14 protein-coding genes are annotated in these 14,727 nt (G+C 65.6%); 4 read left to right on the top strand and 10 right to left on the bottom strand.

From position 1 onward, the window contains the following. Positions 1-45: 45 nt before the first annotated feature. A protein-coding gene (gene prfB / locus AC3ISA_RS13375; RefSeq protein WP_489178244.1) for a peptide chain release factor 2 occupies positions 46-1,168 on the bottom strand; the annotation gives its coding sequence in 2 pieces (ribosomal slippage) (positions 46-1,098 and positions 1,100-1,168; 1,122 coding nt in all). Positions 1,169-1,262: 94 nt separating this feature from the next. Then, a complete protein-coding gene (locus AC3ISA_RS13370; RefSeq protein WP_489178243.1) occupies positions 1,263-3,677 on the bottom strand; it encodes a penicillin-binding protein 1A in 2,415 nt (804 codons plus the stop codon). Between the two features lie 135 nt (positions 3,678-3,812). Between AC3ISA_RS13370 and AC3ISA_RS13365 the strand changes: the two genes are divergently transcribed. Next, the gene (locus AC3ISA_RS13365) at positions 3,813-4,241 is read left to right on the top strand and encodes an organic hydroperoxide resistance protein (RefSeq protein WP_489178242.1); all 429 of its coding nucleotides are present in this window, start codon (positions 3,813-3,815) and stop codon (positions 4,239-4,241) included. 59 nt (positions 4,242-4,300) lie between these two features. Then, positions 4,301-5,305 carry a cobaltochelatase subunit CobS gene (cobS, locus tag AC3ISA_RS13360; RefSeq protein ID WP_489178241.1) on the top strand — a complete coding sequence of 335 codons (1,005 nt, stop codon included), beginning with the start codon at positions 4,301-4,303 and terminating at the stop codon, positions 5,303-5,305. 3 nt (positions 5,306-5,308) lie between these two features. On the opposite strand, the gene AC3ISA_RS13355 is transcribed toward cobS, so the two are convergent. Continuing rightward, on the bottom strand, positions 5,309-5,668 hold the full coding sequence (locus AC3ISA_RS13355) for a phage holin family protein (RefSeq protein WP_489178240.1): 360 nt from the start codon (positions 5,666-5,668) through the stop codon (positions 5,309-5,311). A 108-nt stretch (positions 5,669-5,776) separates the two neighbouring features. Here AC3ISA_RS13355 and AC3ISA_RS13350 point away from each other — a divergent pair, with 108 nt between their 5' ends. Beyond that, complete coding sequence (locus AC3ISA_RS13350) at positions 5,777-6,214, top strand: HIT family protein (protein ID WP_489178239.1); 438 nt, start codon at positions 5,777-5,779, stop codon at positions 6,212-6,214. Here the strand turns inward: AC3ISA_RS13350 and AC3ISA_RS13345 are convergent. The 7 genes from AC3ISA_RS13345 to cyoA all read right to left on the bottom strand — a co-directional run bounded on the left by AC3ISA_RS13345 (position 6,211) and on the right by cyoA (position 13,103). Beyond that, positions 6,211-6,747: a response regulator transcription factor gene (locus AC3ISA_RS13345; RefSeq protein ID WP_372691795.1), complete on the bottom strand. Its 537-nt coding sequence runs from the start codon at positions 6,745-6,747 to the stop codon at positions 6,211-6,213. The genes AC3ISA_RS13350 and AC3ISA_RS13345 overlap by 4 nt on opposite strands. Continuing rightward, positions 6,744-8,069, bottom strand: coding sequence for an ATP-binding protein (locus AC3ISA_RS13340; protein WP_489178238.1), 1,326 nt, complete (start codon positions 8,067-8,069; stop codon positions 6,744-6,746). The genes AC3ISA_RS13345 and AC3ISA_RS13340 overlap by 4 nt, the downstream gene beginning before the upstream one ends. Continuing rightward, the gene (locus AC3ISA_RS13335) at positions 8,066-8,749 is read right to left on the bottom strand and encodes an SURF1 family protein (RefSeq protein WP_489178237.1); all 684 of its coding nucleotides are present in this window, start codon (positions 8,747-8,749) and stop codon (positions 8,066-8,068) included. The genes AC3ISA_RS13340 and AC3ISA_RS13335 overlap by 4 nt, the downstream gene beginning before the upstream one ends. A gap of 82 nt (positions 8,750-8,831) precedes the next feature. Continuing rightward, positions 8,832-9,227: a cytochrome o ubiquinol oxidase subunit IV gene (gene cyoD / locus AC3ISA_RS13330; protein ID WP_372691792.1), complete on the bottom strand. Its 396-nt coding sequence runs from the start codon at positions 9,225-9,227 to the stop codon at positions 8,832-8,834. Then, a complete protein-coding gene (gene cyoC, locus AC3ISA_RS13325) occupies positions 9,224-9,853 on the bottom strand; it encodes a cytochrome o ubiquinol oxidase subunit III (RefSeq protein WP_372691790.1) in 630 nt (209 codons plus the stop codon). The genes cyoD and cyoC overlap by 4 nt, the downstream gene beginning before the upstream one ends. A gap of 3 nt (positions 9,854-9,856) precedes the next feature. Further along, complete coding sequence (cyoB, locus tag AC3ISA_RS13320) at positions 9,857-11,860, bottom strand: cytochrome o ubiquinol oxidase subunit I (RefSeq protein WP_489178236.1); 2,004 nt, start codon at positions 11,858-11,860, stop codon at positions 9,857-9,859. 13 nt (positions 11,861-11,873) lie between these two features. After that, positions 11,874-13,103 (bottom strand): ubiquinol oxidase subunit II, encoded by a 1,230-nt coding sequence (cyoA, locus tag AC3ISA_RS13315; RefSeq protein ID WP_489178235.1) that lies wholly within the window; start codon positions 13,101-13,103, stop codon positions 11,874-11,876. Positions 13,104-13,312: 209 nt separating this feature from the next. On the opposite strand from cyoA, the gene AC3ISA_RS13310 reads away from it, so the two are divergent. After that, entirely contained in the window at positions 13,313-14,665 is a 1,353-nt protein-coding gene (locus AC3ISA_RS13310; RefSeq protein WP_489178234.1) for an MFS transporter, read from the top strand. Positions 14,666-14,727: the final 62 nt, after the last annotated feature.

The raw sequence follows: 14,727 nt of genomic DNA, 5'->3' as shown, positions 1-14,727 counted from the left end.
ATACTCAACAAACAAAGGGGCGGCCCAGCGGGCCGCCCCTTTTTCTTAGTCTGTGCTGGACCCGCGCGTCTCGCCGACACGCTGGGCTAGGGCCGCCCCCATGAAGGCGTCCAGATCGCCATCCAGAACCCCCTGCGTGTCTGAGGTTTCCACCTCGGTCCGCAGGTCCTTCACCATCTGATACGGCTGCAGGACATAGGATCGGATCTGGTGACCCCAGCCGATGTCGGTCTTGGCGTCGGCCAGGGCCTGGGCCACGGCCTCGCGCTTCTGCAGCTCCAGTTCGTACAGACGCGCCCGCAACATCTTCCACGCCTGTTCGCGGTTCTGGTGCTGCGACCGGCCGGCCTGGCAGGCGACGACGGTGTTGGTCGGGACGTGGGTCAGGCGCACGGCCGAGTCGGTCTTGTTGATGTGCTGACCGCCCGCGCCCGAGGCCCGGTAGGTGTCGGTGCGCACGTCCGACGGATTGATGTCGATCTCGATGGCGTCGTCGACGACCGGCGACACCCCGATGGAGGCGAAGCTGGTGTGGCGCTTGGCCGCCGCGTCATAGGGGCTGATCCGAACCAGGCGGTGAACGCCCGATTCCGACTTCAACCAGCCATAAGCGTTGGGGCCAGAGATCAGGATCGTCGCGGACTTCACGCCCGCCTGCTCGCCCTCTTCGTGCGCCTCGATCGTGACCTCATAGCCGTGCGCCTTGGACCAGCGGGAATACATCCGCAGCAGCATCCCGGCCCAGTCGTTCGACTCGGTGCCGCCGGCGCCGGAGTTCACTTCCAGATAGGCGTCGTTGCCGTCGGCCTCGCCGGACAGCAGGGCTTCCAGCTCGGCGCGCGCGGCCCGGTCCTTGATGCCCCGCAGAGACGCGCGTGCGTCTTCCAGCGCGCCCTCGTCGCCTTCCTCGTCCGCCATCTCAGCCAGCATCACCCCGTCTTCGAGGTCCTGCTCCATCGCCTTGACGGTATTGATCTTGGCTTCCAGCTGCGAGCGTTCGCGGCTGACGGCCTGGGCCTGTTCGGGTTTGTCCCACAGCGTCGGGTCCTCGACCCGCGCATTTAGCTCATCGAGCTTTCTTAGAGCGACATCCCAGTCAAAGACGCCTCCTGAGCAGAGCGACGCTCTGCTCGATGTCGGCCTTCATGGCCTCGACATCCGGTCTCATCGCATTCTCCGCGACACAACGCCCTCGAACAGGGCGGATTAATGGAAAACGGCGCGCCACGAGGACGCGCCGTTCGAAAGGCCTACCTAGAGCCTCAGTACAGTCCGCTCAAGTCCTCGGCCGGCGCCTTCTTGGGCGGCGGCGGTGCGGTGGGCGCCGGTGCAGTAGCCGGAGCGCCGGTCGCGGCCTCCTGCTCGCGGCGGATGACCTCGTAGTAGTTCTGCGGTCCAGTGGGCTGAACCGGCCCGGTCGGCGCAGGCGGCGGGGCCTGACGCTCGGTGCCGGGGCGGAAGGCTTCCTCGATGCCGTTGACGGTGCGGAAGATGGCGTTCTTGGGCCGCACGAAGGGCCGGGCGGGCCGTTGCTTCAGCGCCGTCTGCATGAACTCCGTGAAGACCGGCACGGCGGCCGAGGCTCCCGCCTCGCCGGAACCCAGCGAACGGTTGTCGTCGAAACCGATGAAGACGCCGACCACGATGTCGGTGGTGAAGCCCACGAACCAGGCCGAGCGATACTCGTTGGTCGTGCCCGTCTTGCCGGCGACCCAGGGGCCCAGGCCGCGCGCGCTGGCGGCGGTGCCGCGCTGAACGACGCCTTCCAGCATCGAGCTCATCTGATAGGCGGTGATCGGGTCGATGACCTGGGTTCCGCGCTGTTGCAAGCGGGGCGATTCCTGGCCCGAGAAGCCGCGTCCGCATTCGCGGCAGCTGCGGTTGTCGGCCCGGAAAATCGTCTCGCCGTCACGGTCCTGGACATAGTCGATCAGATAGGGCGTCACCCGCCGCCCGCCGTTGGCGAAGGCGGAATAGGCGGCCGTGATCTCCAGCGGCGTCACCTCGCCCGCGCCCAGCGACACCGACAGGTTGGGCGTCAGGCCGGGAATGCCCATCCTGGCCGACTGATCCACGATCTTCTTCATGCCGACCGACTGGGCCAGCCGCACCGTCATGACGTTGCGCGACAGTTCCAGCCCGCGCCGCAGCGTCTGCGGGCCGTAGTATTGGCGGCTGTAGTTCTCGGGCGTCCAGCGCTGGCCGTTGGCCCCGCCGGCGAAGCTGATCGGCGCATCCAGCACGATGGAGGCCGGGGTGAAGTCGCCTTCCAGCGCCGTCGCATAGACGAACGGCTTGAACGCCGAGCCGGGCTGACGCCGCGCCTGGGTGGCGCGGTTGAAGCTGGACAGCGCATAGGAATAGCCGCCGACCATGGCCAGCACGCGCCCCGACTGCGGCTCGATGGCCACAAGGGCGCCGTTGACGCGCGGCACCTGTTTCAGGGCGTATTGCCCGCCCTTGGGCTCCACGAAGATCAGCTCGCCGCGCTTCAGTTGGCGATTGGCGTTGGCCCAGGCCGCGTCCGCCGCCAGCAGCGTGCCGGTCTTGTCGTCGCGGGCCGTGCGGATACGGACGGTATTGCCGCTGACGCTTTCGATGGCGGCGGGCTGCCAGCTGCGGCGTTCGGGCGGGACCTGTCCCTTCAGCGCGACCGCCTGCCAGCCGTCGGCGAAATCCGTCGTGCCCCAGCCGCCACGCCAGCCGTGACGCCGGTCATAGTTCTCCAGCCCCTGCATCAGGGCCTGACGCGCCGCCGTCTGCAGCGTCGGGTCCAGCGTCGTGCGCATGTAGAAGCCGCCGGCGCGCAACTGCTCGCCGAACTGGGGATTGGCGGCGGCCTGACGACGCGCCTCCTCCACGAAGAAGTCCGCGTCCTTGTAGTCCGAACGCTGGGGCGCATCGCGCGTGACAAGGGGCTTGGCGCGCGCCTCGATCAGTTGTTCAGGCGTCAGCCAGCCGCTCTGTTCCATCTCGCCCAGCACCCAGTCGCGACGGCCCTTGGCCGCGCCGGGGTGGCGTTTGGGGTGATAGTTGTTCGGCCCCTTGGGCAGGGACGCCAGGAAGGCCGCCTCGTCCGGCGTCAGCTGACCCAGCGACTTGCCGAAATAGTTGTAGGCCGCCGAGGCGATGCCGAACGAGCGATAGCCCAGGAAGATCTCGTTCAGATACAGTTCGAGGATCTGCTCCTTGGACAGGGTCGCCTCCAGGCGATTGGCCAGGATGGCTTCCTTCAGCTTGCGATTCAGGCTGGACTCGTTGGTCAGCAGGACGTTCTTGGCCACCTGCTGGGTGATGGTCGAACCGCCCTCCAACCGGCGCCCCGACGCCAGGTTGAAGACGTTCTTGATCGAGGCCCGGCCGATGCCGCCCACGTCAATGCCGCCGTGCTGGAAGAAGTTGCGATCCTCGGCGGCCAGGAAGGCCTGCACGACCGTCGTTGGGATCTGGTCATAGGAGACATAGATTCGGCGTTCGTCCGAGAACTCGCCGATCAGTGTGCCGTCGCCGGCATAGACGCGCGTGGCGGTCGGCGGGCGATAATCCGCCAGCTCCGACGCATCGGGCAGGTCGTGGAACAGCCACGCCGCATAGACGGCGACCACAAGCCCCGCCAGGGCGATGCCGCCCAGCAGAACCATGCCCGCCCACACGAACCAGCGTTCGGCAATCTTCACTGCGTACTCCGACGACGCGCCCCAACAGGTGCTTTAGCCCGCGTCGCCCGTCGATTGCTAGAGCGTGGATGCAACGTCCCCTTCCCGTCTTCCGTTAAGACCCCATCTCAAGCCCTCACCCTCAAGGAGCCCACCATGGAAGTTCTGTATCGCGCCCAGTCCACCGCCTCCGGCGGAGGCCGCGAAGACGGCCGCTCGGCCACCGACGACGGCAAGATCGACGTCAAGCTGTCCACGCCCAAGGAGATGGGCGGCAAAGGCGGCGACGGCACAAACCCCGAGCAGCTCTTCGCCACCGGATACGCCGCCTGCTACCTTGGCGCGCTGCGTTTGGTCAGCGGCAAGGCCGGCACGCCCGTCGGCCCCGACACCAAGGTCACGGCCGGCGTCGGCTTCGGCAAGAACACCAAGGGCGAGGGCTTCAACCTCGACGTGGACCTGACCGTCAGCGACCACGGCCTGGACCAGGTCGTCATCGACGACCTGATCGAGAAGGCGCACCAAGTCTGTCCTTACTCCAACGCCACGCGCGGCAACGTGGATGTGCGCCTCAGCGCGAAATAACCGACACGAAGGGCCGCGCGCGTGTTGAGCCGCGCGCGCGGCGCCTCTAGATGAAGTCCATGACCTCCCCGCTCGACGCCTCCCCCGATCCCCTTCTGACGCTCGAACCGCACCGCCGCGTGGCCCTGCGCGAGGCGTTCGGCGTGGACAGCGACATGACCGTGCCCTGCTTCGCCGAGCGCGACAGCCATGTGCCCGAGATCGACGAGGCCTATCGCTTCGATCCGCAGACGACGATCGCCATCTGCGCCGGCTTCGCCTTCGACCGTCGCGTCATGGTCCAGGGCTATCACGGCACCGGCAAGTCGACCCATATCGAACAGGTCGCCGCCCGCCTGAACTGGCCCCTGGTGCGCGTGAACCTGGACAGCCACGTCAGCCGTATCGACCTGATCGGCAAGGACGCCATCGTCCTGAAGGACGGCAAGCAGATCACCGAGTTCCGCGAGGGCATCCTGCCCTGGTCGCTGCAACGCCCCATCGCCCTGGTGTTCGACGAATACGACGCCGGCCGTCCCGACGTGATGTTCGTCATCCAGCGCGTGCTGGAGGCGCAAGGCCGCCTAACCCTGCTGGATCAGAACCGCGTCATCCGCCCCAACAAGCATTTCCGCCTGTTCGCCACGACCAACACCATCGGCCTGGGCGACACCACGGGCCTGTATCACGGGGCGCAACAGATCAATCAGGCCCAACTTGACCGCTGGAACATTGTCACGACGCTGAACTACCTCGACCACGACGTCGAGGCCGAGATCGTCGCCGCCAAGGTGCCCGAGTGGAAGGACGCCGAGGGTCGCCGCCGCATCGCCGCCATGGTCCGCGTCGCCGACATGACCCGCAACGCCTTCATGAACGGCGACATCTCCACCGTCATGTCGCCCCGGACGGTCATCACCTGGGCCCAGAACGCCATCATCTTCGGCGGCGATTTGGCGCTCAGCTTCCGCCTGACCTTCCTGAACAAGTGCGACGAGCTGGAACGCCCCAGCATCGCCGAGTTCTACCAGCGCGCCTTCGGCGAGGACCTGCCGGAAGCGGCGACGCGGGTGAAGGTAGGGTAACCCTCAGCGCCGCGCCTCTTCGCCGCCGCCGATGAAGGCGCCGGCGATCCAGCTGACGACGCCGGTGACGATGGCCGCGCCGATGCCCGCCCACAGGCCGTCGACCCGGAAGCCGTCCAGAAAGACCGACGTCAGCCCGATCATGGCGGCGTTCACGACCAGCAGAAACAGGCCCAGGGTCACGACGGTGATCGGGAAGGTCAGCACCACCAGGATCGGCCGCACGAAGGCGTTGACCAGACCCAGGATGATGGCCGCCGCGATCAGCGATCCCGTGCTGGTGAAGTTCACACCCGGCACGAAACGGGCGGACAGCCACAGGCCCGCCATGGTGACCAGCGCCTGGATGATGAAACGGATCATGTCGTGCCTCGTTGTGTTCAAGCGTGACCATAATGCACGGCGTCGGCGAAGGCTCCCCCTTCATGGCCGCCGCTGTTATCCAACGCCTAAACCGCACGGAGACCGCCCATGAGCCTGCACGGCGCCTATGACCCGAACAACATCTTCGCCAAGATCCTGCGCGGCGAAATCCCCTCGGTGAAGGTGTGGGAGGACGAGCACGTCCTGGCCTTCATGGACGTGTTTCCGCAGTCGGAAGGCCACGTTCTGATCATCGCCAAACAGTCCCAGGCCCGTAATCTGCTGGAGGTCGAGCAGGAGGTTCTGGCCCATATGACCGCCGCCCTGCAACGCACGGCCAAGGCGGTGGAGAAGGCGTTGCAGCCCGAGGGTCTGGCGATCATGCAGTTCAACGGCGACGCGGGCGGGCAGACAGTGTTCCACCTGCATTTCCACATCGTGCCGCGCTGGACCGACCGGGAGATGAAGGGTCACGGCCATGCACCGATGGCTGACACGGCGAACTTGCAGGCTCTGGCCGACCGGATCGCGGCGGCGCTGGATTAGGTCACGCGGCGCTTTTCCAGCTTTCGCGCAAGGGTGCGCCGGTGCATGCCCAAGCGACGCGCGGCCTCGGAAATGTTGAAGTCGGTCTCGACCAGCGTCTCGTGTATCCGCTCCCATTCCAGGGTCTTGATCGAGGTCGGGCGCGTGCCCAGCGGCGTCTCGGCGTCGCCGTCCGCCCGCCCGAACGCGGTCTCGATGTCGTCGGAACTAGCGGGCTTGGCCAGATAGTGGCGGGCGCCCAGTTTGATAGCCTCGACAGCCGTGGCGATGCTGGCGAAGCCGGTCAGGACGACGATGTTCATCTCGGGATCGAAAGCGTGCAGGGCCTCCACGCAGGTCAGGCCGGAATGGCCGCCCAGCTTCAGATCCACGACCGCATAGCCGGGGCGATGCGTCTTCAGCACCTCGGTCATCTGGTCGGGACTGGCGGCGCTGACGACGGCATAGCCACGCCGTTCGAACGAGCGTCGCAGGGTGGTCGAGAAGGATTCGTCGTCCTCGACGATCAGCAGCAGTCTGGCGTCATCGGTCATGGAAGGATTTCGTCCTTGGGCGCCAACGCCGACAGCGGCAACGTCAGCCTCACCTCTGCGCCGCCGGCCGGGGGATTGGAAGCCTCGACCCGCCCCCCCAGGGACCGGATCACGTTCATCAGCAGGAACAGCCCCAGGCCGGCGCCCGCGCGTGGCTTGGTCGAGTTGTAGGGCTTGCCCCAGGCCTGAAGGATGACGTCCGGGAACCCCGGCCCGTCGTCTCTCACGGCGATGCCCAGCGTGTCGTCCGTCCGCGTCGTGGTGACGGCGATGCGCCTGGCCCCCGCCTCGACGGCATTGTCGAACAGCACGCCCAGGACCTGACGCAGGGCCGGGTCGGCGATGATGGACGGGTTCTGAGCCAGTTCGTCGTGGATCTGCACGGCCACGCTGTCGCCGTTCCAGCTGGCGACGACACCGGCGACGAAGGCGCGCAGGGTGGTGCGCTCGGGCGCCTGTCCCCTCGCCTCGCCCGCCGACATCAGGATGCCGGTGACGATGGCCTTGCAGCGCTCGACCTCGGCCCGCATCACCGTCATGTCCTGAACCAGATCGGCATCCTGCGTCAGGGCCGGCATCCGCTTCCAGTCGCTCAGGATCACCGACAAGGACGCCAGCGGCGTGCCCAGCTCGTGCGCGGCCCCGGACGCTAGCAGGCCCATGCGGACGATATGATCGTGCTCGGCCGTCTGCTGACGCATGGCGGCGACGGAGGCGTCGCGCTCGCGCAGGTTCTGGCTGATCCGGGTGACGAACAGCACCAGCAGCACCGCCATCAGGACGAAACAGATCAAACTGCCCTGGAGATACAGGCTGAGCAGCGAATCCTCGCGCGCCGGCGGCAGGTTCAGCGGCTGGGAATCCAGGCCAAGCCCGGCGAAACACAGGCTGGTGATGGCGATCAGAACCCAGGCATAGACCGGCGCAAGCAGCACGGCCCCCAGCACGACCTGTAGCAGATACAGCGCCACGAACGGATTGGCCGCGCCCCCGGTCAGGAACAGCAGCCAGGTCAGGGCCGCCACATCCGCCAGCAGGGCGATCATCAGGGCCTGATCCTCGACCTCCTCGCGACGCGCGGTCAGGGGCGCGCTGATCAGATTGACCAGCACCAGTCCCACAGGCGCGGCCAGCAGCCACAGCACCGGCAGCGGGATCCGCATCACATATTGGACCAGCAGGATCGTCGCCACCTGTCCGGCGACCGCCAGCCAGCGCAGCTGGATCAACAGCAGCATGTTGCGCCGGTTGGCCCCGCCGTGCGAGGCGACCCCGCCGCTGAGCCCGCCCAACCCCAGCAGCCTTTGAAGGCCCGAGGTCATGGCCGCTTGCGCCGGCCGTCACGCAGGAAGAGCCAAAGGCCAACCAGCGTCAGCAAGGCCATGCCGAACCAGGTCAGGGCATAGACCAGATGGCTGTTGGCGAACCGGATCACCGTCAATCCGCCCAGCGGCCAGCCGCCCGGATTGAGCGTCGCGTCCGCATCGATGAAATAGGGAGCCGCGTTCGTCAGGCCGCGCCGCGCCGCGATCGCCGCCACATCGCGTGACCGCCAGCGGTCCCCGGTGGCGTCATTGGCGCGCAGGAAGCCGCCCTTGGGCTCGGTGATCCTGAGCAGGCCGACGACGGACTGCGGCCCCTTCGCCTGCCCGTCCGCACGGTTGGCCGGATCACGTCGGCCGGCGGGCACGAAGCCCCGGTTGACCAGAACGGTGAAGCCGCGTGCATCGACCAGCGGCGTCATGACCCAGAAGCCGCCGCCCGCATCGGTCACAGCCTGAACCAGGGTTTCCTTGTCATGCAGGAAGGCGCCGTGGACGACGACGCGACGATACTGGTCGTCCTGTCGCGTGACGGTCGGCCATTGCCCCGGCCCCGGCGCAGGTGAAGCCGGCGCATGGACGCGGGCGTCGACCTGGGCGATCAGGTCGGTCTTCCAGGCCAGGCGCTGAACCTGCCAGCCGCCCAGCGCCAGAAAGCCGACGAAAAGCGCCAGCCCCACGACCGATACGACGAGGCGTATCGGTCGCGAGCGCTTGGCCTTGTCTGGGGCCGGGACTGAAGACGGGTCCGTAATCTCGACCTCAGCCGCCCATGTTCGTCATGTCGTGCATCGTGGGCATCATATTGGTGTCCAGATGGTACATGACCCATAGCGAACCCGACAGGGCGATGACGACGACGATGATGGTGAAGATCAGCGCCAGCATGATCCAGCCGCCCTCGGACTTCGAGTTCATGTGCAGGAAGTAGATCATGTGGACCACGATTTGCACCACGGCGAAGCCCATGACGATCAGGGCCGTCGCCTGGGTCGGCAGGACGCCGGTCATGACCAGGGCGAACGGGATCGCCGTCAGGATCACCGACAGCACGAACCCGATCATATAGCTCTTGAACGAGCCGTGATTGTGCGCCTCGTGGCCCAGGTGATCGGCCTCGTGAGTGTCGGGCGAGTGGTCGTTCTTGTCGGCGCTCATCGCAGCATGCTCAGCAGATAGACGAAGGTGAAGACGCCGATCCAGATGACGTCCAGGAAGTGCCAGAACATCGACAGGCACATCAGGCGGCGTTTGTTGGCGGGGATCAGGCCCTTCATGCTGACCTGAACCATCAGCGTCACCAACCAGATGATGCCGAAGGTGACGTGCAGGCCGTGGGTGCCCACGAGGGTGAAGAAGGCCGACAGGAAGGCGCTGCGTTGCGGCGTCGCGCCCTCATGGATCAGGTGCGCGAACTCGTAGAGTTCGATCCCCAGGAAGGCCAGTCCGAACAGGCCGGTGACCGCCAGCCAGATCAGGGTCTGACGCTGGTTGTTCTTGTCCATGGCCAGCATGGCGAAGCCGTACGTGATCGACGAGAACAGCAGCATGGCGGTGTTGATCGCCACCAGCTCCAGGTCGAACAGCTCCCTGGGTCCGGGCCCGGCGGCGTAGTTGCCGCCCAGCACGCCGAACACGGCGAACAGCATCGCGAAGATGAGGCAGTCGCTCATCAGATAGAGCCAGAAGCCCAGCATGGTGCTGGAGCCTTCCTCGTGATGCGGCTCCTCTTCCAGGTGGAAGACGGTCGGGTCGATCTCGGTCGCAGTCGCGGTCGCGCTCATGGATCAGGCCTCCGTTCCGGCCAGGGCGCGCGTGCGCGCCTCTTCGGTCGCACGCACCTCATCCGCGGGGATGTAGTAGTCGCGCTTGTAGTTGAAGGTGTGCCCGATCGAGACGGCCAGCACCCCGATGAAGCTGATCGCCGCCAGCCACCAGATGTACCAGATCAGCGCCAGACCCATCACCAGGCACAGGCCCGAGATGATGACGCCCGTTCCCGTGTTCGACGGCATGTGGATCGCCTTATAGCCGCTCAGCGGGCGCTGATAGTTCTTCTTCTTCATGTCCCACCACGCGTCGGCGTCATGGATGACCGGCGTGGCGGCGAAGTTGTAGGCCGGCGGCGGCGAGGACGTCGCCCACTCCAGCGTGCGGCCGCCCCACGGATCGCCCGTGACGTCGCGCAGCTTGTCGCGGTTGATGATCGACACGGCGAACTGGACGAACATGGCCGCAATGCCCAGAGCGATCACACCGGCGCCGATGGCGGCGATCACGAACCAGATCTGCAGCGACGGATCGTCGAACACCCGCATCCGGCGCGTCACGCCCATCAGGCCCAGGACGTATAGCGGCAGGAAGGCCAGCCAGAAGCCGGGCACCCAGCACCAGAAGCTGATCAGGCCCCACTTCTTGTCCAGCGTGTAGCCGAAGGCCTTGGGCCACCAGAAGTTGATGGCCGCGAACAGACCGAACAGCACGCCGCCGATGATGACGTTGTGGAAGTGGGCCACCAGGAACAGCGAGTTGTGCAGCACGAAGTCGGCCGGCGGCACCGCCAGAAGCACGCCCGTCATCCCGCCGATCACGAAGGTCAGCATGAAGGCGATCAGCCACATCATCGGCAGTTCGAAACGGATCCGCCCACGGTACATCGTGAACAGCCAGTTGAAGATCTTGGCCCCGGTCGGGATCGAGATGATCATGGTGGTGATGCCGAAGAAGCTGTTCACCGATGCGCCAGAGCCCATGGTGAAGAAGTGGTGCAGCCACACCAGATACGACAACACGGTGATCACGACCGTGGCGTAGACCATCGACGTATAGCCGAACAGCTTCTTGCCCGAGAAGGTCGAGGCGATCTCAGAGAAGACGCCGAACAGTGGCAGGATCAGGATGTAGACCTCGGGGTGACCCCAGATCCAGATCAGGTTCACATACATCATCGGGTTGCCGCCGAAGTCGTTCGTGAAGAAGTTGGTGCCGACGTAGCGGTCCAGCGTGAGCAGGGCCAGGACGGCGGTCAGGACCGGGAAGGACGCCACGATCAGCACGTTGGTGCACAGCGAGGTCCAGGTGAAGACCGGCATCTTCATCATGCCCATGCCGGGCGCGCGCATCTTCACGATGGTCGCGATCAGGTTGATGCCGGACAGGGTCGTCCCCACCCCCGCGATCTGAAGCGCCCATATGTAATAGTCGACCCCGACGCCGGGGCTGTAGCCGATGCCCGACAGCGGCGGATAGGCCAGCCAGCCGGTGCGTGCGAATTCGCCCACGAACAGCGAGGCCATGACGATGATGGCGCCGGCCGTGGTCATCCAGAAGCTGAAGTTGTTCAGGAAGGGGAAGGACACGTCGCGTGCGCCGATCTGCAGCGGCACGACATAGTTCATGATGCCCGTCACCATCGGCATGGCCACGAAGAAGATCATGATCACGCCGTGGGCGGTGAAGATCTGGTCATAGTGGTGGGCGTTCAGATAGCCCTCGGACCCGCCGAAGGCCATGGCCTGCTGGATGCGCATCATGATGGCGTCGGCAAAGCCGCGCACGAACATGATCAGCCCCAGGATCATATACATGATCCCGATCTTCTTGTGGTCCACCGTGGTGAACCACTCTTTCCAGAGATAGCCCCACAGCTTGAAATAGGTCAGGGCGCCGAACAGGGTCAGGCCGCCCAGAACGACCACGGACATGGTCACGACCAGGATCGGCTCTTGCAGAGGCAGGGCCTCCCACGTGAGGCGCCCGAAGATAAGCGGAATGAGTTGGTCAGCGTTCATCGACTATGTTCGCTCAGGCGTTGGGGGCGGAACGGACGTCGGTCGAAACCGGCCCCGTAGCGAAGGGATTGGGCAAGAGGGTCGTCAGCGAGGCCATGGGGGTGCGCTTGGGCGACAACCCCTGCCCGGTCAGACGCTCCAGGCTTGCGGGACCGACGGCGGTGTCCAGTTCGGCCTGACGCACGCGCTCTGCGGCGGCGGCCTCGGCCTGCAACGGCGTGCAGATGGTCATGACGTAGCTTTCGTTCGACCCGAAATAGGCCTGCGATTTACCGCGCCCGGCGTATTTGTCGTAAACCAGCGGCATGGTGTTGCGTATCGACGCCATGCTCAGGCCGCCCTTGTCGTCGATCTCCATCATCTCGGCCATGCACATCTTGCCCGGCTCGACACACATGTTGAGGATGGCGTCCCACAGCGCGACGTCGACGACGCCGAAGTGCATGACGGGAACCTTCTCGCTGGGCTTTTCCAGCTCCAGATATTCATCGCGACCCAGCGCCCGACCGCCCTGGCGCACGCCCGACACCCACTGATCGAAGCCGGCCTGATCCAGGCCGTGGAAGGCGAAGCGCATGTTGGAGAAGCCGTCGCCGGAATAGTTGGCCGAGAAGCCTTCGTATTCGCCCGGACGGTTGATCACGGCGTGCAGCTTCGTTTCCATGCCCGGCATGGCGTAGATCTGACCGGCCAGAGCAGGAATGTAGAAGCTGTTCATCACCGAGGACGAGGTGATGTGGAAGCGGATCGGACGATCGATCGGCGCGGCCAGTTCGTTGACCGTGGCGATGCCGTACTGCGGGTAGATGAACATCCATTTCCAGTCGAGCGCGACGACGTTGACCTGAAGCGGTTCGACGCCTTCGGCGACGGCCTGCCCCGGCTTGATCCGGTCGATCGGACGATAGGGGTCCAGCAGGTGGGTCCCGGCCCAGGTCAGGGCGCCCAGGCAGATGATGATCATCAGCGGCGCGGCCCAGATGACCAGCTCCAGCGACGTAGAGTGATCCCAGTCGGGCTGATACTCGGCCTCGGCCTCCTTGTTCGACGCGCGGTACTTCCAGGCGAAGAAGACGATCAGCGCCATAACCGGCAGGATGATGATCAACATCAGCAGCGTCGAAATCATCAACAGGTCGCCCTGCTGGGCGGCGACGTCGCCGGCAGGGTTCAGCACGACCAGATTGCAGGCCGACAGCAGGGCCACGACGGGCGCGAGCAGGAGAAGGCGCAGACGGCGCAAGGCGGATCCAATCGAAAAGCGTCGGACAAGGGGGAGGCGTCGCGACGGTTGGCGTTCGAACTGCGCCCGATAGTCAGCTTCGATCTGGAACGACATTGGACAATCTGTCCTATCCTCTTGAGGCCGCTTTCATCGCAAAGGGCGCCCGGTCATAATGCGGCGATCCGCCGTACGCCTGAATACCTGTCTCACACGGAGCGACCAAGCCCATGTCCGCCTCGACGACCCCTTCGTCAGAGTCGCTGGAACGCGACGCCGCCAAGATAAACTCGCACCATGGCAAGGTGGATGCGGGCGAAATCGCCATCGGCGTCATTATCGGCCGAACTTCCGAGTTTTTCGACTTCTTTGTTTACGCCATCGCCTCCGTGGTCGTCTTCCCGCAGCTGATCTTTCCCTATGCGGGCGCAGTGGGCGGCACCCTGCTGTCGTTTGCGATCTTCGCCCTCGCCTTCCTGTTCCGCCCGTTGGGCACGGTCCTGTTCATCGCCATCGACCGCAAGTTCGGGCGTGGCGCCAAGCTGACGACCGCCCTGCTGCTGCTCGGCACCTCGACCGTGTCGGTCGCCTTCATCCCCAGCTATGAAAGCATCGGCATGTGGGCGCCGGTGCTGCTGGCCCTCACCCGCATCGGCCAGGGCGTCGCTCTGGGCGGCACCTGGGATGGTCTGGCCTCGCTGCTGGCGCTGAATGCGCCCGAGGGCAAGCGCGGCTGGTACGCCATGATTCCGCAGCTCGGCGCGCCCATCGGCCTGCTGGTCGCCTCGGCCCTGTTCGCCTTCTTCCTGAACACCCTGTCGGCCCCCGACTTCCTGGACTGGGGCTGGCGCTATCCGTTCTTCGTGGCCTTCGCCATCAATGTGGTGGCCCTGTTCGCGCGCCTGCGCATCGTGGTTACGCCCGCCTTCCAAAAGCTGTTCGAGACCCGCGAGCTTCAACCGACGCCGGTGTCGCAGGCCTTGCGCGCCGAAGGCCCCAAGATCGCCATCGGCGCTTTCGCCCCGCTGGCCAGCTTCGCCATGTTCCACATGGTCACCGTCTTCCCCCTGTCGTGGGTCTTCCTGTTCACCAAGGAGACGCCTGTCCGCTTCCTGCTGATCGAGATGGTCGGCGCCGTCTTCGGCCTGTTGGCCATTCTGGCCTCGGGCGTGTTGGCTGACCGCTACGGCCGCCGCACCCTGCTGGCGATCACGGCCGCCGGCATCGCCGCCTTCTCGGGCTTTGCGCCGCAACTGCTGAACGGCGGCCCGGCAGGCGAGCTGACCTTCATGATCTCCGGCTTCATCCTGCTGGGCCTTTCGTTCGGTCAGGCGTCGGGCCCGGTGGCGTCCAGCTTCAGCCTGACCCACCGCTACACCTCCTCGGCCCTGACCTCGGACCTGGCCTGGTTGTTCGGCGCCGGCTTCGCCCCGCTGGCGGCCTTGTGGATCTCCAGCCAATTCGGCCTGATCGCCGCCGGCGCCTATCTGTTGTCGGGGTCCATCTGCACTCTGCTGGCCCTGTGGCTGAACCGCGAACTGGCCCGCAGTTCCTCCGACAAGGACCGCGCCAAGCCGGCCTGACTCGGGTTTACCGCACACAAAAAGACATGGCCCGCAGTCGCCTGCGGGCCGTGTTGCGTTTG

Source organism: Brevundimonas sp. KH_058 (assembly GCF_057838505.1).
Note: the sequence above shows the minus strand (reverse complement) of the source record. Positions and strands in the feature narration are given on the sequence as shown.

Bases quoted from the DNA above. Each gene is read 5' to 3' on its own strand.
- AC3ISA_RS13365 (WP_489178242.1), top strand. From the start codon at position 3,813: ATGGAAGTTCTGTATCGCGCCCAGTCCACCGCCTCCGGCGGAGGCCGC.
- cobS (WP_489178241.1), top strand. From the start codon at position 4,301: ATGACCTCCCCGCTCGACGCCTCCCCCGATCCCCTTCTGACGCTCGAA.
- AC3ISA_RS13355 (WP_489178240.1), bottom strand. From the start codon at position 5,668: ATGATCCGTTTCATCATCCAGGCGCTGGTCACCATGGCGGGCCTGTGG.
- AC3ISA_RS13350 (WP_489178239.1), top strand. From the start codon at position 5,777: ATGAGCCTGCACGGCGCCTATGACCCGAACAACATCTTCGCCAAGATC.
- AC3ISA_RS13345 (WP_372691795.1), bottom strand. From the start codon at position 6,747: ATGACCGATGACGCCAGACTGCTGCTGATCGTCGAGGACGACGAATCC.
- AC3ISA_RS13340 (WP_489178238.1), bottom strand. From the start codon at position 8,069: ATGACCTCGGGCCTTCAAAGGCTGCTGGGGTTGGGCGGGCTCAGCGGC.
- cyoD (WP_372691792.1), bottom strand. From the start codon at position 9,227: ATGAGCGCCGACAAGAACGACCACTCGCCCGACACTCACGAGGCCGAT.
- cyoC (WP_372691790.1), bottom strand. From the start codon at position 9,853: ATGAGCGCGACCGCGACTGCGACCGAGATCGACCCGACCGTCTTCCAC.
- cyoB (WP_489178236.1), bottom strand. From the start codon at position 11,860: ATGAACGCTGACCAACTCATTCCGCTTATCTTCGGGCGCCTCACGTGG.
- AC3ISA_RS13310 (WP_489178234.1), top strand. From the start codon at position 13,313: ATGTCCGCCTCGACGACCCCTTCGTCAGAGTCGCTGGAACGCGACGCC.